This window comes from Streptomyces sp. NPDC001027 (assembly GCF_040299045.1).
Classification (GTDB): domain Bacteria; phylum Actinomycetota; class Actinomycetes; order Streptomycetales; family Streptomycetaceae; genus Streptomyces.
On record NZ_JBEPBI010000110.1, the window covers coordinates 1 to 24,950 of the forward strand.

23 protein-coding genes are annotated in these 24,950 nt (G+C 73.1%); 6 read left to right on the top strand and 17 right to left on the bottom strand.

The window, feature by feature from the left end; all coding sequences use genetic code 11:
• Positions 1–179: 179 nt before the first annotated feature.
• A complete protein-coding gene (locus ABT300_RS26120; protein ID WP_057575736.1) occupies positions 180–839 on the bottom strand; it encodes a helix-turn-helix transcriptional regulator in 660 nt (219 codons plus the stop codon).
• Positions 840–1,084: 245 nt separating this feature from the next.
• Positions 1,085–1,711: a DUF3000 domain-containing protein gene (locus ABT300_RS26125; RefSeq protein WP_452995213.1), complete on the bottom strand. Its 627-nt coding sequence runs from the start codon at positions 1,709–1,711 to the stop codon at positions 1,085–1,087.
• 316 nt (positions 1,712–2,027) lie between these two features.
• Between ABT300_RS26125 and hemE the strand changes: the two genes are divergently transcribed.
• Positions 2,028–3,095 carry a uroporphyrinogen decarboxylase gene (gene hemE / locus ABT300_RS26130; RefSeq protein ID WP_351680219.1) on the top strand — a complete coding sequence of 356 codons (1,068 nt, stop codon included), beginning with the start codon at positions 2,028–2,030 and terminating at the stop codon, positions 3,093–3,095.
• Positions 3,096–3,101: 6 nt separating this feature from the next.
• Here hemE and ABT300_RS26135 read toward each other — a convergent pair whose 3' ends face one another.
• Positions 3,102–3,914, bottom strand: coding sequence for a rhomboid family intramembrane serine protease (locus ABT300_RS26135; protein ID WP_351680221.1), 813 nt, complete (start codon positions 3,912–3,914; stop codon positions 3,102–3,104).
• 124 nt (positions 3,915–4,038) lie between these two features.
• Between ABT300_RS26135 and ABT300_RS26140 the strand changes: the two genes are divergently transcribed.
• Entirely contained in the window at positions 4,039–4,308 is a 270-nt protein-coding gene (locus ABT300_RS26140; RefSeq protein ID WP_351680224.1) for a hypothetical protein, read from the top strand.
• Between the two features lie 236 nt (positions 4,309–4,544).
• Here ABT300_RS26140 and ABT300_RS26145 read toward each other — a convergent pair whose 3' ends face one another.
• Both ABT300_RS26145 and ABT300_RS26150 read right to left on the bottom strand, forming a co-directional pair.
• Positions 4,545–5,927, bottom strand: coding sequence for an FAD-dependent oxidoreductase (locus tag ABT300_RS26145; RefSeq protein ID WP_351680226.1), 1,383 nt, complete (start codon positions 5,925–5,927; stop codon positions 4,545–4,547).
• A gap of 27 nt (positions 5,928–5,954) precedes the next feature.
• Positions 5,955–7,094 carry a DUF4349 domain-containing protein gene (locus ABT300_RS26150; RefSeq protein ID WP_351680228.1) on the bottom strand — a complete coding sequence of 380 codons (1,140 nt, stop codon included), beginning with the start codon at positions 7,092–7,094 and terminating at the stop codon, positions 5,955–5,957.
• A gap of 172 nt (positions 7,095–7,266) precedes the next feature.
• Between ABT300_RS26150 and hemG the strand changes: the two genes are divergently transcribed.
• Entirely contained in the window at positions 7,267–8,724 is a 1,458-nt protein-coding gene (gene hemG, locus ABT300_RS26155; protein ID WP_351680231.1) for a protoporphyrinogen oxidase, read from the top strand.
• Positions 8,725–8,729: 5 nt separating this feature from the next.
• Positions 8,730–9,461 (top strand): hydrogen peroxide-dependent heme synthase, encoded by a 732-nt coding sequence (hemQ, locus tag ABT300_RS26160; protein WP_351680234.1) that lies wholly within the window; start codon positions 8,730–8,732, stop codon positions 9,459–9,461.
• Between the two features lie 124 nt (positions 9,462–9,585).
• Here hemQ and ABT300_RS26165 read toward each other — a convergent pair whose 3' ends face one another.
• The 4 genes from ABT300_RS26165 to ABT300_RS26180 form a co-directional block, all read right to left on the bottom strand.
• Complete coding sequence (locus tag ABT300_RS26165) at positions 9,586–11,172, bottom strand: alpha/beta hydrolase (RefSeq protein ID WP_351680237.1); 1,587 nt, start codon at positions 11,170–11,172, stop codon at positions 9,586–9,588.
• A 365-nt stretch (positions 11,173–11,537) separates the two neighbouring features.
• Entirely contained in the window at positions 11,538–12,314 is a 777-nt protein-coding gene (locus ABT300_RS26170; RefSeq protein ID WP_351680240.1) for a DUF4142 domain-containing protein, read from the bottom strand.
• A gap of 411 nt (positions 12,315–12,725) precedes the next feature.
• Entirely contained in the window at positions 12,726–14,465 is a 1,740-nt protein-coding gene (locus tag ABT300_RS26175; protein WP_351680242.1) for an MbnB/TglH/ChrH family RiPP precursor modification enzyme, read from the bottom strand.
• Between the two features lie 193 nt (positions 14,466–14,658).
• Positions 14,659–15,360: a peptidyl-tRNA hydrolase gene (locus ABT300_RS26180; RefSeq protein ID WP_351680245.1), complete on the bottom strand. Its 702-nt coding sequence runs from the start codon at positions 15,358–15,360 to the stop codon at positions 14,659–14,661.
• 37 nt (positions 15,361–15,397) lie between these two features.
• On the opposite strand from ABT300_RS26180, the gene ABT300_RS26185 reads away from it, so the two are divergent.
• Both ABT300_RS26185 and ABT300_RS26190 read left to right on the top strand, forming a co-directional pair.
• Complete coding sequence (locus ABT300_RS26185; RefSeq protein ID WP_351680248.1) at positions 15,398–16,267, top strand: ATP-binding cassette domain-containing protein; 870 nt, start codon at positions 15,398–15,400, stop codon at positions 16,265–16,267.
• Positions 16,264–16,935, top strand: coding sequence for an ABC transporter (locus ABT300_RS26190; RefSeq protein ID WP_351680251.1), 672 nt, complete (start codon positions 16,264–16,266; stop codon positions 16,933–16,935). The genes ABT300_RS26185 and ABT300_RS26190 overlap by 4 nt, the downstream gene beginning before the upstream one ends.
• 172 nt (positions 16,936–17,107) lie before the next feature.
• Here the strand turns inward: ABT300_RS26190 and ABT300_RS26195 are convergent, their stop codons facing one another.
• The 8 genes from ABT300_RS26195 to zapE form a co-directional block, all read right to left on the bottom strand.
• Entirely contained in the window at positions 17,108–17,296 is a 189-nt protein-coding gene (locus tag ABT300_RS26195; protein WP_351680254.1) for a hypothetical protein, read from the bottom strand.
• 300 nt (positions 17,297–17,596) lie between these two features.
• The gene (locus ABT300_RS26200; protein WP_351680258.1) at positions 17,597–18,535 is read right to left on the bottom strand and encodes a polysaccharide deacetylase family protein; all 939 of its coding nucleotides are present in this window, start codon (positions 18,533–18,535) and stop codon (positions 17,597–17,599) included.
• Positions 18,536–18,671: 136 nt separating this feature from the next.
• Positions 18,672–20,045: an alkaline phosphatase PhoX gene (locus ABT300_RS26205; RefSeq protein WP_351680262.1), complete on the bottom strand. Its 1,374-nt coding sequence runs from the start codon at positions 20,043–20,045 to the stop codon at positions 18,672–18,674.
• An 89-nt stretch (positions 20,046–20,134) separates the two neighbouring features.
• Complete coding sequence (locus ABT300_RS26210) at positions 20,135–21,124, bottom strand: slipin family protein (protein WP_351680264.1); 990 nt, start codon at positions 21,122–21,124, stop codon at positions 20,135–20,137.
• 193 nt (positions 21,125–21,317) lie between these two features.
• On the bottom strand, positions 21,318–22,850 hold the full coding sequence (locus tag ABT300_RS26215; protein WP_351680267.1) for a SulP family inorganic anion transporter: 1,533 nt from the start codon (positions 22,848–22,850) through the stop codon (positions 21,318–21,320).
• Positions 22,851–22,858: 8 nt separating this feature from the next.
• Positions 22,859–23,440: a carbonic anhydrase gene (locus ABT300_RS26220; RefSeq protein WP_351680270.1), complete on the bottom strand. Its 582-nt coding sequence runs from the start codon at positions 23,438–23,440 to the stop codon at positions 22,859–22,861.
• A gap of 89 nt (positions 23,441–23,529) precedes the next feature.
• On the bottom strand, positions 23,530–23,937 hold the full coding sequence (locus ABT300_RS26225; RefSeq protein WP_351680272.1) for a hypothetical protein: 408 nt from the start codon (positions 23,935–23,937) through the stop codon (positions 23,530–23,532).
• Positions 23,938–24,121: 184 nt separating this feature from the next.
• Positions 24,122–24,950, bottom strand: an 829-nt coding sequence (zapE, locus tag ABT300_RS26230; RefSeq protein ID WP_351680273.1) for a cell division protein ZapE, incomplete at its 5' end; no start/stop codon positions are given.

Genomic DNA, 24,950 nt, shown 5'->3' on the forward strand with positions numbered 1-24,950 from the left:
GGCGGCGCAGGGTCGTAAACCGGTCAGGCCGGGGCACTGCGGGGAGAGGACGAGAGGAGCCGGTGGGGACGGGGCGGCGCCTCCCGCGGGAGGTGAGGATCCGACGGGTCGTGGGGATCGGGGGATCCGGCGGTCCGGGGGGCCGGGGGGAAGTCCGGGACGCCGGGGCCGGGCGGGTCTCAGTGGATGATGCCGGTCCGCAGGGCCACCGCGACCATGCCGGCGCGGTCGCCCGTGCCGAGCTTGCGGGCGATGCGGGCGAGGTGGCTCTTGACGGTCAGCGCGGACAGGCCCATCGAGACGCCGATGGCCTTGTTGGACTGACCCTCCGCGACCAGTCGCAGCACCTCGACCTCACGGCCGGAGAGCTCGCGGTAGCCGCCCGGGTGGCTCGGGGCGCCCGGGGGGCGGCGGTGCATGCGGGCGGCGGAGCCCATGGGGGCGGCGCCCGGACGGCCGGGCAGGCCGAGGTTGGTGCGGGTGCCGGTGACCACGTAGCCCTTGACGCCGCCGGCGAGGGCGTTGCGCACCGCGCCGATGTCGTCGGCGGCGGAGAGGGCGAGCCCGTTGGGCCAGCCCGCGGCGCGGGTCTCCGACAGCAGGGTGAGGCCGGAGCCGTCGGGCAGGTGGACGTCGGCGACGCAGATGTCGCGGGGGTTGCCGATGCGGGGACGAGCCTCCGCGACGGACGAGGCCTCGATGACGTCGCGCACACCGAGCGCCCACAGGTGACGGGTGACGGTGGAGCGGACGCGCGGGTCGGCCACGACCACCATGGCGGTGGGCTTGTTCGGGCGGTAGGCGACCAGGCTTGCGGGCTGCTCGAGGAGAACGGACACCAGGCCTCCTGGATGGGGGGACGGGAGCCGGTTCGCGGGGGGCTCGTGGGGAGGAAGCCGGGACGAACCGTGCTTTCAAGGTCACAGTCGTCTTCGGCAGCGAACCCGGGGTCCTTTAGAGAATGATCACGATCTAGTGAGTAACAATCTGTGCAATTCGGACACGCGATCGATCATCCGAAGATCGAGTCGGTTTAAGTGGGTGTCGGACGGGATCGAAAATGGCCGTATCGACAAAGAGATGGTCAACGTGAGTGTGGCCCCCGGCGTTGCGGGAGGGTCACCACGGACGCGTCGCCGGGTCCGGCCGGCGGCAGCCCGGCCACCTGTGCCAGCAGGTCGCACCAGGACGACAGGTGCGCCCCGGTGTCCGGGACTCCGCCGAGGCCCTCGCGCGGCGTCCAGGACGCCCGGATCTCGATCTGCGAGGCCGCCGGACGCTCCGCCAGCCCCCCGAAGTAATGGGAACTCGCCCGTGTGACGGTCCCGCTCGGCTCCCCGTACGTCAGCCCGCGCGCCTGGAGCGCGCCGGTCAGCCACGACCAGCACACCTCGGGCAGCAGCGGGTCGGCGGCCATCTCCGGCTCCAGCTCCGCCCGCACCAGGGTGACCAGGCGGAACGTTCCGCGCCAGGCGTCGTGCCCGGCCGGATCGTGCAGCAGCACCAGCCGGCCGTCCGCGAGGTCCTGCTCGCCGTCCACGACCGTCGCCTCCAGCGCGTGGGCGAAGGGGGCGAGCCGCTTCGGGGCCGGCGTCGGCTCGATCTCGATCTGCGGCCGCAGCCGGGCCGTTCTCAGCCCGTCGACGGCGGACCGGAACGGCGACGGAGCCGACCTGCCCCCGTCCCGATCCCCCTCGTTCGCGTCATCCATCCCGCCAGCGTCGTCCGACAGTCGTCCCTGAGCCGCAGCCATGCGGGGAAGATTAAGGGGAACGGGGGCTTCGCGCAGGGCAAGACACCCGCGCGGGGCCTGCGGACGGGTGCGCGCTGGGCGAACAGGCGCACGGACCGCGCACGCCCGCGACCCGCACGGGCCGAGGCAGGCTTCCCGGCGCGGGCGCGGCACGGGGACGTCCCGCCCGCGCCGGGAACCGGCCCTGCACGCCGAGCGGGGACGGCGACGAGGCGGCGAGCGGGCTGCGAGGGGGCGGCCGCGGGGCCTGCCGCGCCGTGCGAGACTTGCCGTCGTGAGTGCGAACGAGAGCCCGGCGGGCCGGCAGCCGACAGCGACCTACGACAGCGCCTTCATGAAGGCGTGCAGGCGTGAGCCCGTGCCGCACACGCCCGTGTGGTTCATGCGGCAGGCCGGACGCTCGCTGCCCGAGTACCGCAAGGTCCGCGAGGGCGTCCCGATGCTCGAGTCCTGCATGCGGCCCGAGCTGGTCACGGAGATCACCCTGCAGCCCGTGCGTCGGCACGACGTCGACGCGGCGATCTACTTCAGCGACATCGTCGTCCCCCTCAAGGCCATCGGCGTCGACCTCGACATCAAGCCCGGCGTCGGCCCGGTCGTCGAACGCCCCGTCCGCACCCGCGCCGACCTCGCCCAGCTGCGCGACCTCGCCCCCGAGGACGTCTCCTACGTCACCGAGGCCATCGGACTGCTCACCGCCGAGCTCGGCGCCACCCCGCTCATCGGTTTCGCCGGCGCCCCGTTCACTCTCGCGAGCTACCTCGTCGAGGGCGGACCGTCACGCACGTACGAGAACGCCAAGGCGATGATGTACGGCGACCCCGAGCTCTGGGCCGACCTGCTGGACCGCCTCGCCGAGATCACCGCCGCCTTCCTCAAGGTGCAGATCGAGGCGGGCGCGAGCGCCGTCCAGCTCTTCGACTCCTGGGCCGGCGCGCTCGCCCCCGACGACTACCGCCGCTCGGTGCTGCCCGCCTCCGCGAAGGTGTTCCGCGCGGTCGAGGGCTACGGCGTACCGCGCATCCACTTCGGGGTGGGCACCGGTGAGCTGCTGCGGCTCATGGGCGAGGCCGGCGCGGACGTCGTCGGCGTCGACTGGCGCGTCCCGCTCGACGAGGCCGCCCGCCGGGTCGGCCCCGGCAAGGCGCTCCAGGGCAACCTCGACCCGACGGTCCTGTTCGCCGGCGCCGAGGCCGTCGAGACCAAGGCCCGCGAGGTCCTGGACGCGGCCGCCGGACTCGAGGGCCATGTCTTCAACCTCGGCCACGGCGTCATGCCGTCCACCGACCCGGACGCGCTGACCCGTCTCGTCGAGTACGTCCACACGCAGACGGCCCGCTGAATCACGTCACCAGGTGTGCCGGGGGCGCGCCCGCCTGCCGAACAGCAGGCCGCGCGGCTCCGGCGGCGCCGGCGTGCCGGGCTTGAGCGGCCAGGCGAGCAGCATGCCCGCCAGGAAGCCGACGACGTGCGCCGCGTACGCCACGGTCCCGGCGCCCGAGACGCCCTCGCCGGACGAGTACACCGCCTGCAGCGCGAACCAGAACCCCAGCACCAGCCAGGCGGGCAGACGCAGCGGCAGAAACACCAGGAACGGCACCAGAACCCACACCCGGGCCTTCGGATACAGCACCAGGTACGCGCCGAGCACGCCCGCGATCGCCCCGGACGCCCCGATCAGCGGATCGGTGGAGTCGGAGTTGACCAGGGCGAAGCCGTACGAGGCGGCGTAGCCGCACACGACGTAGAAGACCGCGAAGCGGACGTGCCCCATGCGGTCCTCGATGTTGTTGCCGAAAATCAGCAGAAACAGCATGTTGCCCAGCAGATGCAGCCAGCCGCCGTGCAGGAACATCGCCGTGAACACGCGCAGCGCGGGTGACTTGGCGTAGTCCGGCGGCCCCAGCTGACAGGACGCGCCCCGCACCTCGCCGGTGGGGACGAGCTGCGGGAACTGATGGTCGATCAACTCGCGCGGCACGGCCGCCCAGTGTTCGAGGAAGGCGTGCAGATGGCACGTCTGGGCCAGGCTGCTGTCGCCCGCCACGGAGCCGGACAGGCCCGGCATGAACCAGAACACGAAAACGTTCGCGGCGATCAGCGCGTACGTCACCACCGGGGTGCGGCGCACGGGGTTCACGTCATGCACGGGGATGACCACAAGGAAGTAGTGCCCCCGATCCGTTCGACGAATCGGTGAACGCGGCTTCCCAGCAGTGCGTATGAACCGGCAACCGCTCGCGGCACGGGGAAGGCGAGTCGCGGGGACGACGTGAGGAACAGCGATGAACGACCAGATGACCCCCGCGATGCACGCCACGCCCGACGGCGAGGCGGAGATCTCGCTGGTGATCCGGCTGCCGTGGGAGGACGTGGCGAGACTGGGCCAGGAGGCCGGGCGGCTCGCTTCGCAGATGCAGCGCCCGGTGACGCTGGACGAGGCGGTCAGCAACCGGCTGCGGTCGCGGCCCGCCGCGGCCGCCCACGCCAAGCCGGCGGAGCAGCCCCCCGCCGCCGCGGTCTCCGCCCTGCCGCGCCTGACCGGAACGGCTTGAGAAACACCGGAACCGCTGGAGAAACGCCTCAGCGGAACGCTTTCAGAATCCCCTGACCGGAACACAGTGAGCAAGAGATGCCGGAACGGGACGGTTTCAGAAACGCCTTACCGAAACGGCTTGAGAACCACGGGAACGGGGGTGCGCGGGAGTGCGCCCGCGGGGCCGGCCGCGCGCACCACGCGGCACGTCCGAGGCGGCGCGGCCAAGTCCCGCGCCGCCCGGTCCCGGCCGCCCTACTCCCGTCCGCTGCCGTGCACCTTGGCGGTGGCCTTCCTGGCGGCCACCAGCACCGGATCCCACACCGGGCTGAACGGCGGCGCGTAGCCCAGGTCGAGGGCCGTCATCTGCTCCACCGTCATCCCGGCGGTCAGGGCCACCGCCGCGACGTCGACCCGTTTGCCGGCGCCCTCCCGCCCGACGATCTGGACGCCCAGCAGACGGCCGGTCCTGCGCTCGGCGAGCATCTTCACCGTCATCGGGGACGCGCCCGGGTAGTAACCGGCCCGACTGGTCGACTCGACGGTGACCGTCTCGAAGCGCAGACCCGCCCTGCGCGCGTCCTTCTCGCGCAGCCCGGTACGGGCGATCTCCAGATCGCAGACCTTGCTCACGGCGGTTCCGACCACGCCCGGAAACGTGGCGTAACCGCCTGCGACATTGGCGCCGATGACCTGCCCGTGCTTGTTGGCGTGGGTGCCCAGGGCGATGTGGCGCTCCTGGCCCGAGACCAGGTCGAGGACCTCGACGCAGTCGCCGCCGGCCCAGACGTCCTCGTGGCCGCGCACCCGCATCGCCAGATCGGTGAGGAGTCCGCCGTGCGCGCCCACCGGCAGACCGGCGGCCTGCGCGAGCGCCGTCTCCGGCCGGACGCCGATGCCCAGCACCACCACGTCCGCCGGATACTCGGCGTCCTCCGTGCGCACCGCCCGCACCCGGCCGTCGGGCGTCGTGCACACCTCGGTGACCTCGGCGTCGTTCACCATGGCGATGCCCATCCCCTCCATCGCCCGGTGCACCAGTCGCCCCATGTCCGGGTCGAGGGTCGACATCGGCTCGCTGCCCCGGTTGACGACCGTCACCTCGTAGCCGCGGTTGATGAGCGCCTCGGCCATCTCCACGCCGATGTAACCGGCTCCCACGACCACGGCCCGTCGCCCCCGCGCGCGGGACAGCGTGTCGATCAGCGCCTGCCCGTCGTCCAGGGTCTGCACCCCGTGCACGCCCGCCGCGTCCGCACCGGGCAGGTCCGGCCGGATCGGGCGGGCCCCGGTCGCCACGACGAGTCTGTCGTACGACGTCCAGGACTGCTCCCCGGAATCCACCGCACGCGCGCGTACCCGCCGTCCGGCCACGTCGATCTCGGTGACCTCGGTCCGCAGCCGCAGATCGATTCCCCGCGCGCGGTGCTCCTCGGGGGTGCGGGCGACGAGATCGTCCCGCTCGGCCACGTCGCCGCCCACCCAGTAGGGGATGCCGCACGCCGAGTAGGACGTGAAGTGCCCGCGTTCGAAGGCCACGATCTCCAGTTCGTCGGGCCCCTTCAGACGCCGGGCCCGGGACGCCGCGGACATGCCCGCGGCGTCGCCGCCGATCACGACCAGTCGCTCGATGCTCATGCGAACACGCTACGGGGAGAGCGCAGTTCAGTCCTGTCCGGCCTCGCCCGCCCCGGCCCCGGCCTGTCCGGCCTTGCCCGCCCCGGCCTGCCCGGCCTCGCCCTGCCCGGTCTCACTCCGGCCGGCGGCCCCGGCCTGCCCGGTCTCCGGCTGTCCACTCCCGCTCTGCGAGGCGGCCACCAGGCCCGCTGACGTCTGCGGAGCGGCCCCGGCCTGCCCCGGAACGCCCAGCTGAGCCCAGCGCGCCTCCACAGCCCTGCGGCGCGGCCGCACCAGCCGCAGCCACACCAGCAGGAGCAGCAGCCCCGCCGCGAGGAAGGGCAGCGTCGCGCCGAACGCCACGGCGATCCAGCGCAGCACCGTCACGAACGCGCCCCAGCCGCTCGTCACCGCGTCCACGAAGCCCGGGTCGTCGTCCTCGGCGGCCGCCACCGTCGGCTTCTCCGCCAGGGTCAGCGTGACGGTCGCAAGGCTCGTGCGGTCCTTGAGGGAGGCCTGCTGCGCGAGCAGAGACTCCAGCGCCGCCTCACGGTTGCTCAGCTCCCCCTCCAGCGTCACCACGTCGCTCAACTTGACGGCCCGGTCCATCAGCTCACGGACCCGGGCGACGCTGACGCGCTGCGAGGCGATCCGGCTCTCGACGTCGACGACCTGGTCGGTCACGTCCTGGGCCTTCGCCGTGCGCTCCAGCAGCTTGCCCGCGCCCTGGAGGTCGGCGAGCACGTCGTCGTACTTCCCGACGGGGATCCGCAGCACCACACGGGTCCGCTCGGCGTCGTCCTCGTCCCGGACGGTCGTCTCGTCCCCCACATAGCCGCCGGCGTTCTCGGTGGTCGTACGCGCCTCGTCGAGGGCCTTGGAGACGTCCTTGACCTGCACGGTCAGGGTGGCCGTGCGGATGATGCGGTTCACGGCGGGCCTGGGCGCCGCGGTGGCCTTGGAGCCGCTCGCGCCCGCCCCCTCCTTCGCGTCCGAGTCCACAGCGCCGGTGTCCCGGACGGCCGCGTCACCGGCGGCCTTGTCGGACGCGGCGCTCGCGCCCATGTCGTCCGCGCCGTCGCTGCAGCCGGTGAGGGCGAGGCCCGCGGCCAGCAGGAGGCCGGCCAGGGCGTGCGCGGGCCGTGCGGAACGGCGCGTGGGGCGTCCTGCGGAACGTCGTGTGCGCATGTGGGTGTCCCCCCGGGGTGTGAACGGCTGATGACGTGACCACTGACGCTTCTTCGACGCCCGTGGGGACCGGGACGTTGGCGGCGATCGGTTCCGAACTGGTCACGGTCGGGACGCGAGGAGGACACCGGCATCCGGCGGCGTTGTCGGTGGGGTCTGAGAGAGTGGGGTCATGAGCGCAACGGGTACGGGCACCGGGCAGCACGTCGTCGTCGTGGGAGCGGGCATCGCCGGACTGGCCGCCGCCCACCGGCTGCTCGGGCGCGGGGCCGACGTCACCGTGCTGGAGGCGTCCGACCGGGTCGGCGGCAAGCTGCTGCCCGGCGAGATCGCGGGCGTGCGCGTGGACCTCGGCGCCGAGTCGATGCTGGCGCGCCGCCCCGAGGCGGTCGCCCTCGCGCGCGAGGCGGGCCTCGCCGACCGCCTGCAGCCGCCCGCCACCGCCACCGCCTCGATCTGGACCCGCGGCGCCCTGCGCCCCATGCCCAAGGGCCACGTCATGGGCGTCCCCGGCATGGGCGGCGTCCTGTCCGGCGTCCTGTCCGAGGAGGGCGTCGCCCGCATCGAGCGCGACGCCGACCTGCCCCGCACCCCGCTCGGGGAGGACGTGGCGGTCGGCGAGTACGTGGCCGCCCGGCTGGGCCGCGAGGTCGTCGACCGCCTCGTCGAACCGCTGCTGGGCGGGGTGTACGCCGGGGACGCCTACCGGATCTCGATGCGCTCGGCCGTCCCCCAGCTCTTCCAGGCGGCCCGCGAGCACCCCTCCCTGACGGAGGCCGTCCGCGGCATCCAGGCCAGAGCCGCAGCGAACCAGCAGACGGGGCCGGTCTTCATGGGGATCGAGGGCGGCGTGGGTTCTTTGCCGCTCGCGGTCGCCGCGTCCGTCGAGGCGCGCGGCGGAGAGATCCACACGCGCGTACCGGTGAGCGGGCTGCACCGCGACGCCGCAGGCGGCTGGCGCGTCACCGCCGGGGAGCGGGTGCTGCACGCCGACGCCGTGATCGTCGCCGTCCCGGCACCGGCCGCCGCCCGGCTGCTCGCCGCCGAGGCCCCCGGGGCCGCGGCCGAACTGCGCACGGTGGAGTACGCCTCCATGGCGCTGATCACCCTGGCCTACCGGCGCGCCGGGACCGCCCTGCCCGAAGGCAGCGGCTTCCTCGTCCCGCCCGTCGACGGACACACCATCAAGGCGTCCACGTTCGCCTCCCAGAAATGGGGCTGGATCGCCGACGAGGACCCGGGCACGCTCGTGCTGCGCACCTCGGTGGGGCGCCACGGCGAGACGGACATCCTGGGACGCGACGACGCCGACCTGGTCGCCGTGTCCCGCCACGACCTGCGCGAGGCCACCGGCCTGGCCGCCGCGCCCGTCGAGACCCGCGTCACCCGCTGGACGGACGGCCTGCCGCAGTACCCGGTCGGCCACCACGCGCGCGTGGCCCGCATCCGCGCACACGTCGCGAAACTCCCCGGCCTCGCCGTGTGCGGCGCGCAGTACGACGGCGTGGGCATCCCGGCCTGCATCGCGAGCGCGTACGCCGCGGCCGACCAGGTCGGCGGCGACCTGAGCACGGCACGCCGCCTCGCGGCCGACCCGGTGCAGAGTCTGCACGGCGGAGCGGGAGAATGAGAGCCATGAGTGACGACGCCTCCACCACCGAGCCCGGCAGGATCCCGAACAAGGGCAAGCTGGCCAAGGACCTCAACGAGGTCATCCGTTACACCCTGTGGTCCGTCTTCAGGCTGAAGGACGCGCTGCCCGAGGACCGCACGGGCCTCGCCGACGAGGTGCAGGAGCTGTTCGACCAGCTCGCCGCCAAGGACGTGACGATCCGCGGCACGTACGACCTGTCCGGTCTGCGCGCCGACGCCGACCTCATGATCTGGTGGCATGCCGAGACCGCCGACCAGCTGCAGGAGGCGTACAACCTCTTCCGCCGCACGAAGCTGGGCCGCGCCCTCGAGCCGGTCTGGTCGAACATGGCGCTGCACCGCCCCGCCGAGTTCAACCGCTCGCACATCCCGGCGTTCCTCGCCGACGAGACGGCCCGCGACTACGTGAGCGTCTACCCCTTCGTGCGCTCCTACGACTGGTACCTGCTGCCCGACGAGGACCGCCGCCGCATGCTCGCCGACCACGGCAAGATGGCCCGCGGCTTCCCCGACGTCCGCGCCAACACGGTCGCCTCGTTCTCGCTCGGCGACTACGAGTGGATCCTGGCCTTCGAGGCCGACGAGCTGCACCGCATCGTCGACCTCATGCGCCACCTGCGTGCCTCGGAGGCCCGTATGCACGTCCGCGAGGAGGTCCCGTTCTACACGGGCCGCCGCAAGTCCGTGGCGGATCTGGTCGCCGGGCTGGCCTGACGCCCCGAAGGGGCCGTGGCACCGCACGTGCCCGCACGCGGAGGGGCTGCGTGGACGCGCAGGGGCCGCGTGGGAGCGACGGCTCCACGCGGCCCCTGCGTCGCTGCGCTGCGACGGCGGCGTCTCAGCGCGACGCGATCGGTTTCGGCTCCGGATGCGCCGCGCAGGCGGAGCGCCGGGCGGGGAGCCTCCCCTCCAGCAGATACGCCTCGAGATGCCCGTTGACACAGCGGTTGGGACCGCCCGCGATGCCGTGGGCGCCTGCGTCCCGCTCCGTCACCAGCACCGATCCCGACAGGCGGCGGTGCATCTCGAGCGCCCCGTCATAGGGCGCTGCGGCGTCGCGCTCGGCGGCCAGGATCAGCGTCGGCGGCAGCTCGCCCGGACCCGTCCGCACGTCGAGCGGCCGCTGCCGAGGCGCCGGCCAGTACGCACAGGGCAGATTCGCCCACACGTTGTCCCAGGTCTCGAACGGCGCGACGCGCGCGAGGCGCGTGTTGTCGCGGTCCCACACCTTCCAGTCCGTCGGCCACGGCGCGTCGTTGCACTCCACCGCCGTGTACACCGCGTTGGCGTTCTCCGCCTCCGCCGCCGCCCCCTGCACCGGACCGGCCTGCGCGATCAGCTGCTTCGGATCGCCCTTGAGGTACTGCGACAGCGCCTGCGCGCGGGCGGGCCAGTAGTCGTCGTAGTACCCGGCCTGCAGGAACGCCCCCTGGAGCTGGCCCGGCCCGACCTTGCCGCCGGCCGGCTCCGCGGCCAGCCGGGCCTGCGCGCGCTCGTAGCTGAGGAGGACCTCCTCCGCGGTGTCGCCGAGGCCGTACACGTCGTCGTGGGCGGCGATCCACTCGCGGAAGTCCGTCCAGCGGCTCTCGAACGCCATCGACTGGTCGAGGTTGTTGCGGTACCAGATCTGCGCCGGGTCCGGGTTCACGGCCGCGTCGAACACCATCCGCCGCACGTGGGACGGGAACAGCGTCGCGTACACCGCCCCGAAGTAGGTGCCGTACGACGCGCCCATGAACGTCAGCCGTTCCTCGCCCAGCGCGGCCCGCAGCACGTCCAGGTCGCGGGCGTTGTTGAGCGAGTTGTAGTGCCGCAGGGCAGCGCCCGCCCGCTTCGCGCAGCCCTGCGCGTACGCCTTGGCCTGCGCGATGCGCTCCCGCTTGTACGACTCCGAGGGATGCGTCGGCGCGGGGGAGGGGCCCTTGAAGAAACGCTTGGGGTCCTGGCAGGACAGGGGCGCCGAACGGCCGACCCCGCGCGGGTCGTAGCCGACTAGGTCGTAGGCCGCCCCGATGCGCTTCCACTCCGGCAGGAGCCCGATCAGCGGGAAGTACAGCCCCGAGCCGCCGGGACCGCCCGGGTTGAAGACCAGGGCGCCCTGCCGGGGCACCCGGTGCTTGCTGTTGTGCGGGTCCCGGTGGGTGGCCGACACGCGGCTGACGGTCAGTTTGATCTGCCTGCCGTCCGGACGGGCGTAGTCCAGCGGTACGGCGACCGTGCCGCACTGCATGGCCGCGGGCAGCTCCTCCGCCTCGGCGCAGGCCCCGAAGACGACGCCCTTCGCCGCGGCCCGTGCGGCGGCGAGCGCCACCCCGGACGCCGGGGACCGTGGGGCGGCCGTGCCCGGGACGCCGCCCGCCGGGACGGCGGAGAGGGCGGTCAGCAGCAGGGCTCCTGCGGCCGAGTGGAGGGCGGCGGCTCTCATCGGGGGTCCCTTCGATGCACGGCGGCGACAGAAGGGATGTTTGGTGCGGTTGTGGGGGAAGGCAAGCACCGGTGACGGGTGTCGCCGCCAATGCCCCTTGTGCGCCCCCGGCTGGTGCAGCGCGCCCCCACCTGGCGGGCGCCCGTGCGCCTGGAGCCGGGTACGGGGGCAGGCTCGGACGGCTCCGACGTCTCGGACGGCTCGGATCTCGTCCGCGCCTGGTGGGGCGCGGTGGGTGACGCTCCGTCACCGGGGTGTGGGGGTGCGGGGGGTGCGCGGGTGCGGGATGGGGAGTGTGGGGTGGGGGCGCGGACCCGTGGAGTGGGGGGCGGGCCCGTGGCGCGGAGTGCGGGCGCCGGCGAGGCTCAGCCGACGGGCGGCGGACTGGCCGCGGCGGGCGGCAGCGGATAGGTGGGGTCGGGCGACGCGGTGAGCGGCACGACCGGTCCGGGATCGGTCGTCGGCCCCGGCGGGGCGGGTGAGCGGTTGAGGGGCGGCGTGACGTCGGCGGCCATGTCCCGGGCGAGGGCGTCGAAATCGACGTACCCGGTGGCCTCCAGCACCTTGATGTGGTCCAGCACGGTGGTGTTGGCGTCGTCGGCGAGTGCCCGGACCAGGGAGTTGCGGGTGCTCGCCCGCACCTGGGCGACGACGGAGAACACCCTGCCGTGTGCGAGGCGCAGGATGTTGGCGAACTTCCAGTCGTACTGGCGGCCCTGGGCCGCGGTCAGCTCGCCCAGCCAGCCCTGCTGCTGGTCGTTGGGCACGTTCGGCAGCGGAAGGCCCAGCTGGGAGGCGACGGCGCGGACCCGCTCGTCCAGGAAGGTGTGCCCCTCGACGAGGTGCCGGCCCGCAGTGCGCACCGCCTCGGTGGTGCCCTTCGTCTCCGCCTGCCGGCCGGCGGGCAGCTCCCACAGCCCGGCCAGGCGGACCTTGGTGACGAACTCCCGGTCCAGCGCGGACAGCGGTCCGTACTGCGTCGACACGGTCTGCGCGTTGAGCACGTTCACACCCGTGTCCGCCCGGTCGGCGTACGACCAGATCGGGAAGACCAGCGCTGCGAGAGTGGCGGCCAGGCACGTGATGATGAGCCCGGTACCGCTGAAGATTCCTCTGCCCTGGACCGGGGGTCGCGGTCGCATGGCGCCTCCTGCTCGCGGCACTGCACGCAAGTGCGCTTCGGTAGCGGAACTGGATGTTCTGGAATGTTACTGCGCCGGTTGTGTGCATTTCCGCTCACCGGTGAACAGTTGGATCCCAGGGCATATCAGGTGAAACCGAAGGTGTGGAGGAGTGGTGAAAGTGGGGAAAACGGGCGGTAAACGGTTGTGGGTGTGCCGTGCGGCACGTGCGGTGTTAACCCCGGCACACTCCGAGCTGTCCCCGGGGGCTGTGTCGGCGGCGTCGGGCCAGGCGGCGGCGCCGACGGCAGTCGCGGAGGCGTTGCCGGCGGTCCCGGAAGGTGACGGACGGAGTCACGGCGGTCCCGGAGGCGGTGCCGCAGTCCGGGGAAAGTGCCGGTGGTCCGGCGACCGGCGATGCCGGACGCCGTGTCAGCGGCGGGTCAGTGACCGTCCTGCCTGTCCGAGGCCGAGACGGAGACTGACGCCGAGTCCGTGGCCGAGGACCGGACCGAGGCCGAGTCGTGTCCTCCGGCGGCGCGGGGCGGGACCCGAGCGGTCCAGCCACCAGCGGCGCAGCTCACGGCGCGCCCGCCCCTCCGCCGGGCGGCCGTCCCTCAGGAGCTGCGCGGCGAAGTCGAGGGCGTCCTGCCGGTAGCCGGCGTGCATCGGATGCCCGTGGGCGTAGGCGACGAAAGCCGCTCGGTAACCGCTTCCCAGGATCAGCGGCAGCTCCGGCGCCACCTTCGCCACCACGTCCGCCCGCTTCGCCGCCAACGCTCGCGCCTGGACGCCGAGTCGCACCCGGTCGAAACCTTCCGGAACCGGTGTCCCGGCGACCAGCGCGGACAGCAGGGCCGTCTGGGCGAGGCCGAGACGCTGACGAGTCGCCTCGCCGGGAGCGGTCCGCTCCGCCGTGTTGGCAGCGGCGGCCGGGGCAGCCCCGGCAGCGACGGCAATCTGCGCGTAGCCGGTTGCTGCGTCGACCGGGGCCGCAACTTCTGCGTAACCGGTTGCTGTGCTGGTCGCGATGGCAACTTCTGCGTAAGCGGTTGCCGTGTCGGCTGTAGCCGCAACTTCTGCGTAACCGGTTGCTGCCCCGGCCGCAACGACGCTCCCGGGGGCACCCGCAACTGTTGCGTAAGCGGTCGCAGGCGCCCTTCCGACGGCGGTTTCCGTTGCGGTTCCGGCCACGGCCACGGCCACGGCCTCGGCCTCGGCCTCGGCCCCGGCCTCGACCGCGTTCGCCGGGTCGGCAGCTCCGGTCCGCGCCGGGACGGCGATCCGTGCGGCCGGGGCCGCGGGCACGAGGCCTGCCCCGGCCGACACGGTCGCGCCGCGAAGGACCGCGCCGAGCTCAACGGCTGCCCGGATCGCACCCAACTCCCTTTCCAGTTCCCCCGGTTCGGGGAAGTTGTCGTCCCGCTCCAACAGCACCCCCGGCGGCGACACCCGGGACGCGAGGTCGGTGAGGATGTCGAGGACCGGGCGGGGCACCGGGTGGGCGTGGCTGTCGTGCCAGACGCCGTCCCGCTCGAAGCCCCCCGCGACGTGGACGTAGGCGAGGGCCTCCAACGGAAGCTCGGCGAGCGCCTCGGCGGGGTCCTCACCTCGGTTGACGTGGTTGGTGTGCAGGTTGGCGACGTCGATGAGCAGGCGCACACCGGTGCGGTCGGCCAGCTCGTACAGGAACTGTCCCTCGGTCATCTCCTCGCCGGGCCACGACACGAGCGCGGCGATGTTCTCGACGGCCAGCGGGACGGGCAACGCCGACTGCGCGATGCGCACGTTCTCGCACAGCACGTCGAGCGCGTCCCGGGTGCGCGGCACGGGCAGCAGATGCCCGGCCTCCAGCCGCGCGGACGCCGTCAGCGGGCCGCCCGCGCGGACGAACGCGATGTGCTCGGTGATCAGCGGCGAGCCGAGGGCTTCGGCCCGTTCGGCGAGCGCGGCCAGCCGGCCCGCGTCGGGGCGCTCCGCGTCGCCGAGTCCGAGGGACACGCCGTGCGGGATCACCGTGACCCCGCGCTCGCGCAGCCGCAGCAGCGAGTCGGGCAGATGGCCGGGGCACACGTTCTCGGCGACGGCCTCGACCCAGTCGATGCCCTGCATGCGCTCCACGACGTCCGCGATCTCCGGCCGCCAGCCGATCCCCGTTCCCAGTCGCATCATGGTCACCGCCTCCTTCGTCCCCCTGCACGGTGACGGTGGTATGACCCAGCAGTCCGCGCCCGAACCGCACCCCGCCCCGCTTCAGAGCAACATTTGAGGTTCGGCCCCGCGGACGCCACCGGCCGGGAGCAAGCGGAGCGGCGAGGGGAAGCCGCCCGCGACGTGACAGCGGGGCCGCGAGGGGTGTGAGGGGTCAGCGGGCGCGCAGAGCCGGATGGTCCGCGACGACCGTGCTGCTGCCCGGTGCGATCTCGGTGAACCCAGCGTCCCGCACCAGCGGCAGTCCGCTCGCCGTCAGCTCTCGCCAGCGCTGGGGCGGCGCGGACCGCACGGCGAGCGGGAAGCCCGCCTCGCGCCACGCGGTCCGCTCCGCGTCCGACAGCTCCCACCAGGCGAGCTGCGCGCCGTGTCCGGCCTGCGCCATGGCCTTCCCCGCCGACATGTCCACCTCGGGGCTCATCCACAGCACCGCCGTCCCCGGCTCCACGGCGGCGGGCGGTTCGGGGTCGTCGAGGTCGGTTCCCGAGACCTGCAGCTTCGCCAGCTCCTTCGGCCAGCCGTCCAGCGGCACGGGCGGGAACACCCGCACCTCCGCGGACTTCCCGGTGACGGTGATGCCCGGCAGTTCCGCCGCCCGACGCCATTCCGCGCCCCGGGCCCGCCGCACCACCTTGCGGATCCGGGCGTCCTGCCAGTCCCGCATGACCTGCGCCCACTCGCCGTCCCCGACGGACCGCGCGTCGCCGAGCATCACGAGCACGGCGCGGGCGGCGGTCTCCAGGGCGTCCACGCGCGCGGGGGGAGCGGACTTCTCCACCCGCACGACGAGGGGCAGCACGAACTGCGGCGCCTGGTCGCGAGGGTTCGGCTCGGTCTGGAACGGACTCTCACTCACCCGCGCAGGCTACTTGACCTACGAGAAGATGCTCTCCATGGAACGCGATCTCCACCTCGAGGACGTGGGACGCCGCTACGGATTACGCGGCCCCTGGGTGCTGCGCCACGTCACCCTGCGGCCTGCCCCCGCCACGCTCACCCGCGTCTCGGGCGCCAACGGGACAGGGAAGTCCACCTTGCTGCGCCTGCTCGCCCGCGTCGACGCCCCCACCGAGGGCCGGGTCACGGGCCGCCCCCGCACCGCCTACGTCCCCGAACGGTTCCCTGCCGCCCTGCCCTTCACCGCGGCCGGATACCTCACCCGCCTCGGCGCCGTGCACGGTCTGTCCCGTCCGGCCGCCGAGCGGGCCGCGGACCACTGGCTCGACCGCTTCGGCGCCGCCGCGCACGCCGGCACCCCCATGAACCGTCTGTCGAAAGGCACCAGCCAGAAGGTCGCCGTGGCGCAGGCCCTCCTCGCCGAACCCGAACTGCTGATCCTGGACGAGGCGTGGACCGGCCTGGACGCGGACGCCCGCGCCGAACTCGAGCGGGCCGTCGCCGAGCGGACGGCGGCCGGCGCGGCGGTCGTCTTCGTCGATCACGACCCCCGCCGGCTCGCGGACGTCACCGACGTCGTGCTCAGCATCCGGGACGGCGGTCTGCACGCGCGCGTGGACGTGGACGCGGACGCCGGCCAGGACGCCGCGCCCACCGGCCCGCACACGACGGTCGAGGTGCACGGCACGACCGCGGTCCTGCCGCCGGAGGCGCTCCGGCTGGCCACGTCGGCGCAGCAGACGGCCGAGCGCCGCCACCGGCTCACCGTCCCCGCGTCGCACTCCGATGTCCTGCTCCGCGCCCTGCTCACCGCCGAACCGCCCTGGCACGTGGTGAGCGTCCGTCAAGAAGAGAGCCGCCCGTGACCGCCCTGCTGCGCTACCACAGCGCCCTGCTCGTCCGCTCACAGCGCTGGCTGCCGCCGTTCCTGCTGTACGCGGTGTTCCTCGGCGTCGGCGTGCAGGGCGGCCAGCCGCTGCTGGACTCGCTCGGCTACACGGCCGCGTTCCTGCTGCCCGTGGCCGCCTGGCTGGTGCGGATCTGCGTCGCCAACGAGCCGCCGGCCGCCCGTACCGTCGTCGCCGCGGCGGTCGGGCCTGCGCGTGCCCATCTGGCCTGTGTGCTGGTCGGGCTGTCCGCGGCCGCCGCGTTCGGCGTGGCGGCGACCGCGCTCGTCACCTTCGTCAGCGACCCGGTCGGCAGCGATCATCAGCGGCGCGTCCCGGTCCTCGAGGCGGCCGGCGCGGGCCTGCTCGCCGTCCTGACCTGCGCGCTGCTCGGCGTGGCCGTCGGCGCCCTCACCGCCTGGCCGGTGTTGCGCTCGCCGGGCCGGGCGATTCCCTCGCTGCTGCTGGCGGCCCTGCTGTCGCTGGTGATGAGCGGATCCCCGGCGCACGCGGCCGTCAGCGGCCTGGTCGGCGGCTCCCGGACGGCCACCGTCCACCTGCCGCTGTGGCCGACGGCAGCGGCGGCCCTGCTGAGCGCGGCGGCCGTCGCCGCCGCCTGCGCGCTGACGTCCCGCCGGACGCCCTGACCAGGCCTACCGGACGGCCCGCGACCTACCACCTCCCGGACGGCCCGCGACCTATCGCAGAGAGGCGCGGCCGATCCACCGTACGGAGGCGCGGCCTGCCCACCGCACGGGGCGCGGCCGGAGGGTGCTCGGCGGGCCCGAGGGTCGTCATCCTCCCCGGGGGGCGGGGCCGTCACCCCGAGCACGCCGTCCGCTGCGCCTCCTGCCATTCGCACACCGGGCACAGCGTGATGCCTTTGTACGACTCCGGATACTCCGTCGGCTTGCGGCACTGCACGCACTCCGCGTACGGCGGTCCCTCGGCCCGGGGCGGGCGGGTGGCGTCGATCAGGCAGTAGTCACGCTCGCTGTCGTCGCTCATGACTCCAGCGTACGAAACCCCTGCCGGCCGCCGAAGCGCAGCCACGGGCCGTCGGCGGGCATGGCCGAAGCCGATCTGCGTCCGGGCCGAGGGTGATATCGGGTCCGGTCCGAAGACGATCCAGGGTCCAGGCCGAGAGTGCTACCGGGTCCGGTCCGAAGGCGATCCCGCGTCCGGGGCGACGACGCCAGCGTCCGGCACGTGGGTGGCGCGCGAAGGAGCAGCGACGATATGGCGCCTTCGAGAGCCGGCCCGCAGCCCGGCGGCAGCCCTGCTGCCCCGCCGCCTGCCGCCCGCCGGTCACCGTCGTCCGCTCGCCGCCGCGATCAGCTCGGAAACCTTTACGAACCGGTATCCGCGGCGCCGCAGTTCCGGGACGATCGTCCGCACCGCCTGCTCGGTCGTCGGGGCCGCGCTGCGGGTGCAGTGCATGACGACCACCGAGCCGGGCCGCACACCGTCCAGCACCTGCCGGGCGACGGCGTCCGCGTCGGTGGCGAACGCGTCCCCGCTCACCACGTCCCACTGCACCGCGGTCACGCCGGTGCCGCTCACCGCGCGCAGCGCCCGGCTGTCGTAGCAACCGCCGGGGAAACGGAAGTACGGCATCGCGTCCGGCACTCCGGCCTTGCGGAACGCCGTGTAAGCGCGTTCGACGTCCGCTCTCATCCGGTCCGCGGCGACGGTCGGCAGCCCGTAGCAGTCGCCGGTGAAGGCGTGGTGGCTGTAGGAGTGGTTGGCGATCTCGAAACGGGGGTCACGGCCGATCGAGCGGGCCTGGTCGGGGTACTCCTCGGCCCAACGGCCGGTCATGAACACGGTGGACGGCACCTCGAGCTCGCGCAGCGCCGCGATCAGTGCGGGGTTGTCGAAGTGCTCGCCGGCCGCCGCCCGGGCCCCCTGGTCGGCGGTCATGTCGGCGTCGAAGGTGAGCGCGACCGCCTTGCCGGCGGCACGGGGCGCATGGCGGAAGACGGGGGTGAGTCCGGCCGGGCCCGGGGCCAGGGTCGGAGGCCGGGAGGGGGCGGCGGGGGCGGTGGGCGTGGAATCCGGGTGCGCGGCGGCGGAGGTCTGTGGCGAGGCGGGAGCCGTGGCGGGCGTGGAGGCCGTGGGGGAGGCGGGCGCCGTCGGGCGGGCCGCCACCGGACGCTCGGACGTGCCGCATCCGGCGAGGGCGGTGAGGGCGGCGGTGAGGACGCAGAGAACGGCGGCCTGACGACGGCGCGCGGGAAGGATCATCGTATGAACCTATGGGGAACGCCCATCGATCGATACGCAAATATGACCGCAGCTCCGCCGTCGTCACCCGCCCGTGCGTCCGTCTGCTCCGTCCGGCCGCTCCGCCGCCCCTCCCCGGCGGCTCACGGGAGCGCGGTCAGCGCCGCCAGGGACCCGTCACCGCGAACGTCGTCCCCGGGGTGTAGCAGTTGACGTACATCGTGTCGCCGTCGGGGGAGAAGGTGACTCCGGCGAACTCGCCCCACTCGGGTTTCTCGGGCGTGCCGATGTTCTGGCGTCCGCGCGCCATCGCGTAGACCTCGCCGCCCCTGGTCACGCCGAAGACGTGCTGAGCGCCGTTGCCGTCCTCGCAGACCATCAGGCCGCCGCTGGGAGTGAGGCAGATGTTGTCCGGGGACTCGCCGGGCAGCTGCACGTCCGTGTCCGGGCCGAAGACGATGATGAGGGTGAGACGGCGGCGCTGCGGGTCGTAGCGCCAGATCTGCCCGAAGTGGTCGGCCGCCGAGCCGTCCGTCCCGCGCGCGAACGACGACACGAAGTACACGCACGTCCCGCCCCAGTAACACCCCTCCAGCTTCTGGGCGTGCGTGATGCCCTTCGGGCCGAAGTCCTGCAGCCGGATCGGGGTTTCGGCGGCGAGGGGGTCCGGCACGTCGACCCATTCGATGCCCTCGAAGACACGGCCCGTGTCCTGGATGGAGGACAGGTCCGGCACTCCCGGCACCCGCATCGCCTGCAGTCGGCCTCCCGCCCGCAGCGAGCCCACACCGCCCAACGGCTTCTCCGGCAGGAAACGATAGAAAAGGCCGAACGGATGAAGAAACGCGTCTTCCGTCTCGTAAACGATTCCGCGCTGCGGGTCGACGGCGATCGCCTCGTGCTGGAAGCGGCCCATCGCGGTCAGCGGGACGGCTCCGGTGCGGCGCGGGTCGGACGGGTGGACCTCGAAGATGAAGCCGTGATCCTTGGTGTAACCGTTTGTGCCGGCTTTGTCCTCGGTCTCCTCGCAGGTCAGCCAGGTATGCCAAGGGGTGGGTCCCCCCGCACAGTTGACGGCCGTGCCCGCGATCGCGACCCGCTCGGAGAGCACCCTGCCCCGGGAGTCCAGCGTCAGGGCCGTGCAGCCGCCCTTGCCTGACGGGTCGTAGGTCAGGCCCTTGACGGTGGGGACGGGATGAGCGGCGGCGGGACGGTTCTCGTGGTTGCGCACGAGGTGCACACGGCCGCCCTGCCCGGGGAGCGCCGTCATGCCGTCGTGGTTCGAGGGCACCGGGCCCTCACCGGAGCGCAGCGGTTCGCCCTCTCGGGACAGGACCCGGTAGCGGAAGCCCTTGGGGAGGTCGAGAAGGCCGTGCGGGTCGGGGACGAGAGGGCCGTACCCCTCGTGACCGAGGTTCTGCGCGGCCGCGGTGCCCGCGAAGAGGTCGGACAGGGCGCCGGTGAACGCGATGCTCGCGCCCACCCCCAGCGCACCGGTGCCGACGAGGATCTGACGTCGTGTCGCGGACATGGGACAACCTTCCTGCTGGCGGACAGGACTGTGATCCCGCTGTGTCTATCACCCGCGGTGCGCCCCGGGAACCACGCGCGGCGCAGGTGTCACTCGTCTCCTCCCTCCGGAGGGCAGGGCGGAGGCGGAGCGGGCGGCGGTTGCTGATTCTGCTGCGGAACCGGTTGCCGCTGCGACGGTTTCGTAAACGCTTGCGGTTGACGCTGTTGTGTAAACGGTTGCTGATCGGAATCTTGTGGAAGCGGTTGCCGCGGCTCACGCTGTGGCGAAGGCGGTTGCCGCTGCTCGAGCTGTTGTGAGGGCGGTTGCTGCGGCGGTTGCTGCTGGGCTTTCTCCAGGAAACGCAGCAGCTCCACCGGAAACGGCAGCACGAGCGTGGAGTTCTTCTCTGCGGCGACCGCCACCACCGTCTGCAGCAGCCGGAGTTGGAGTGCCGCGGGCTGCTCGGACATCTGCTCGGCGGCCTCGGCGAGTTTCTTCGAGGCCTGGAGCTCCGCGTCGGCGTTGATGATCCGCGCCCGGCGCTCGCGGTCGGCCTCCGCCTGACGGGCCATCGAACGCTTCATGGCGTCCGGCAGCGACACGTCCTTGATCTCGACCCGGTCGATCTGCACGCCCCAGCCGATGGCCGGACTGTCGATCATCAGCTCCAGGCCCTCGTTGAGCTTCTCCCGGTTGGACAGCAGGTCGTCCAGCTCGCTCTTGCCGATGATCGAGCGCAGCGAGGTCTGGGCCATCTGGGAGACGGCGAACCGGTAGTCCTCGACATTGATGACCGCGGCCGGCGCGTCCACCACGCGGAAGTACACGACCGCGTCGACGCGCACGGTCACGTTGTCGCGGGTGATGCCCTCCTGGGCCGGGATGGGCATCGTCACGATCTGCATGTTGACCTTGTGCAGCCGGTCCACCAGCGGGATGACCACGGTGAACCCGGGCCGGCGGGCGTCGCCGTGCAGACGGCCGAGCCGCAGGACCACCCCGCGCTCGTACTGCTTGACGACCCGTGCGGCGGCGCCGAGGTACACGAGGCCTCCCGCGGCGAGTGCCGCGGCCGCGCCCAGCAGCTCCTCGAGCATGTCGACCTCCTCGATCAGAGGTCCCGATTGAGCCGTATTCCCTACTCCTGCAACGATATGCCCGCCGTCCGGTCCGGGGCCACGCCCTGGACCCCGGACCGAAACACGTACCGAAACACGGACCGGAACCCGGGCCGAAAGACGCCCCGGATCACGCCCCGGACCCCGGACCGGACGGCGGACGCAGGGGGTGTCAGCCGGCCCGGGCCGGCTCGGTCGCCGCCTCCTCGGCCTGCCGTGCCCTCGCCGGCTCGGTGACCTTCACCGGTTCCGTGCCGTGGGCGCTGTGGCGCTGCGCCCAGTTCTCCAAGGCGGTCCGGCAGGCGTGGTCGAGGTGGTGCAGACCCGAGAGGTCCAGCTCGACCGGCCGGTCCTGCGGGAGGGCCTCCAGGCTGTCGAGGATCTTCGGCAGACGCAGGAAGGTCGCGTTGCCCGACAGGTGGGCCTGCACCGGGCCGGCGCCCTTGTCGACGACCTCCAGCCGGATGTGCGAGGCCTCCCAGGCCGTCTTGACGACCGCCAGCGCGAGACCGATGAGGACGCCCTCGAACATGCTGACCGCGACGATCGACACGGCCGTGACGACCAGGACGAGCGCCTCGCCCGGGTGCTCGCGCCACAGCGCCGCGAGCGAGCGCGCCGGCACGAGCTTGGCGCCCGCGTGCAGGAGGATGCCGGCCAGCGCCGGGATCGGGATGTACGCCAGCAGATCCGGCAGCAGGGCCGCGAACAGCAGCAGCCACACGCCGTGCAGCACACGGGACGCCTTGGTCCGTGCCCCGGCCTGCACGTTGGCCGCGCTGCGCACGATCACCGCGGTCATCGGGAGCGCGCCGAGCACGCCGCAGACGGCGTTGCCGGCGCCCTGCGCCATGAGCTCCTTGTCGTACGCGGTGCGCGGACCGTCGTGCAGCCGGTCCACCGCCGCCGCGCTGAACAGCGACTCGGCGGACGCGATCAGGGTGAACGCGACGATCGTGCCGAGCAGACCGATGTTCGCCAGGTCGCCGAAGGCGCCGAGCGGAGGAGGCTGGACGGACTCCAGCAGGCCCCGCACCTCGACGGTGGCGACGGGCAGGTCGAGCAGCAGGGCGGCGAGCGTGGCGAGGCCGACCGCGGCGAGCGGGCCGGGCACGGTGCGGATCATCGCCGGCAACCGCTTCCACAACACCAGTACCGCGACGGTGCCCGCGCCGAGTGCGAGCGAGGCGGTCCCGGCGGCGCTGCCGAAGGCCTCCGTGACCGCCCTGGGCAGCCCGGCGATCTTCTGCGGACCGGACTCCGGCGCCTTGGCGCCGACCGCCGAGTACAGCTGACCGGCGATCAGCACCAGGCCGATCCCGGCCAGCATGCCCTCGACGACCGAGACCGAGATGGCCCGGAAGTAGCGGCCCAGCTGCAGCGCGCCCATGGCGAGCTGCAGGACGCCCGTGGCCAGCACGATCACTCCGAGCGCGGGCAGGCCGAACTCGCGCACCGCCTCGAAGACCAGCACGGTGAGACCGGCGGCGGGGCCGGACACCTGCAGGCTGCTGCCCCGCATGAGTCCGGTGACCAGGCCGCCGACGATGCCGGTGACGAGCCCGAGCTCGGCCGGCACGCCGGAGGCCACGGCCACGCCGACGCACAGCGGCAGCGCGACCAGGAAGACGACGAGAGAGGCGGCGAAGTCCTGCTTCAGGTGCGGGAACCGCGATATTCGCCCGGTGGGCTTCTGGTTCGTCACGGCGGCGCTCACAGGGCTTCGAAGCGGTCGGTGTCGACGCGGTGTTCGCGTACGGCGCCGGTGTGCACCTCGTAGTACCAGCCGCGCACCCGCAGCCGGCCGTCGGCCAGCCGCTTCTCCACGCACGGGTACGAGCGCAGCCGCAGCACCTGGGCGAGCACGTGGTGCTGGACCGCGCGCATGACCGTCGGGTCGTCGGGATCGGCGGCTTTGGGCTCGTCGGCCGCGTGCGCGAGCCAGTCGCGCACGGCGGGCACGCCGTCGAGGTCGTCTCCGCGCACGAGCGCGCCGACGGCCCCGCAGTGCGAGTGGCCGCAGACCACGACGTCCTGGACGCCGAGCACCTCCACGGCGTACTCGATGGTGGCGGCCTCGCCGGTGGGGCGGTCGGAGCCGTAGGGGGGCACGATGTTGCCCGCGGTGCGCAGCTCGAAGAGCTCGCCGGGCCGGGCGCCCGTGATCAGCGCGGGTACGACCCGCGAATCGGAGCAGGTGATGAAGAGAACCTGCGGAGACTGGCCTTCGGCGAGCCGGGCGAACTCCTCAGGGCGCTGTCCGAAGGTACGGGCGTTGTCGATGAGGGGCTGCATGACGTGGTGACTCCTCCTGGCGCGCCGTGGGGGCGCGTCGGCGTGCAGGACACAGGACAGGTGGGGGACTGTTGCTCTGCTCTGCCCGCTCAGCAGCGGAAGACCTGGAGTGCCGCGGGGGAGTGGGACGTCGAGGATCTCGGTGTGACATGCCGGGGATCGCCGGGCCGGGCCTGCCGGTGCGCGGCTGCGGGGTCCTGCGCCGACGACGCGCGCTCGGGCTCGTGGGGTGCCGAGGCGGGGCAGACAGTGGCGCGGTGGCGGTCGCGGGTGCGACGAGGGTCGGCGGGGCCGCCGGGAAGGTCGCAGTCGCGTGCGGTGACCTTCTCGTGACGCAGGGTCTTGGCGGGCAGGGTGATCCCGGGCTGGGCCTTGGCCTCGGCGTGACGCGCCGTGTGCGCGGTTGCGAAGGAAGGCGTCGGCGTGAAGAACGCCAGGGCGAGCAGGGTCGCGGTGAGGAGCGAGAGCACGGCGCGAGCCGACGTACCTCGGAACATGCGCCTCCCTCCGGCCCTCGCACACATCTAGCCCGAACCAACGATTGGTCAACGACTGGTCAAGAAACAAGGTAACCCTGCAAAGTTGTTTGCAGGGTTAACTCGACGTTTCCAGATGAAGTGCGCCTGAAAAGAGCGGGAAGCGTGGCGCGAACCGGCTCTTGCCCCGGACGGCGGGGATCGTCTAGTCGGGTTTGACGAGCGACTTGGCGTCGCGGGCCAGCGCGGTGAGCCGGGATATCGCGCGGAAGTACTTCTTGCGGTACCCGCCGTTCAGCATCTCCTCGCTGAAGAGCCGGTCGAAGGGGGCTCCCGAGGCCAGCACCGGGACCTCGCGGTCGTAGAGCCGGTCGGCCAGAACCACCAGCCGCAGCGCCGTGGACTGGTCGGGCACCGGCTGCACGTCCGTGAGGCAGACCGCCCTCAGGCCGTCCGTCAGCGCGCCGTAGCGGCTCGGGTGGACCTTCGCGAGATGCGCCAGCAGGTGCGGGAAGTCGTCGAGCGAGGCGCCCTCCGTGGCGTACGCGGCCTGCGCCACCTGCTCGTCGGAGTACGGCGCAGGAGCCTCCGGCAGGCCGCGGTGGCGGTAGTCCTCGCCGTCGATGCGCAGGGCGCGGAACTGCGCCGACAGGCCCTGGATCTCGCGCAGGAAGTCGGCCGCCGCGAACCGGCCCTCGCCCAGCTTGCCGGGCAGCGTGTTGGAGGTCGCGGCGAGCGCCACACCGGCCTCGACCAGCTTGCCGAGCAGCGTGGAGACGAGAACGGTGTCGCCCGGGTCGTCCAGCTCGAACTCGTCGATGCACAGCAGACGGTGACCGGAGAGCGTGCGCACCGTCTGCTGGAAGCCCAGGGCGCCGACGAGGTTGGTCAGCTCGACGAACGTGCCGAACGCCTTGAGGGAGGGCTCGGCCGGGGTCGCGTGCCACAGGGACGCCAGGAGGTGGGTCTTGCCGACGCCGTAGCCGCCGTCGAGGTAGACGCCACGCGGCCCGGCGGGCGTCCGGGGCGTCTTC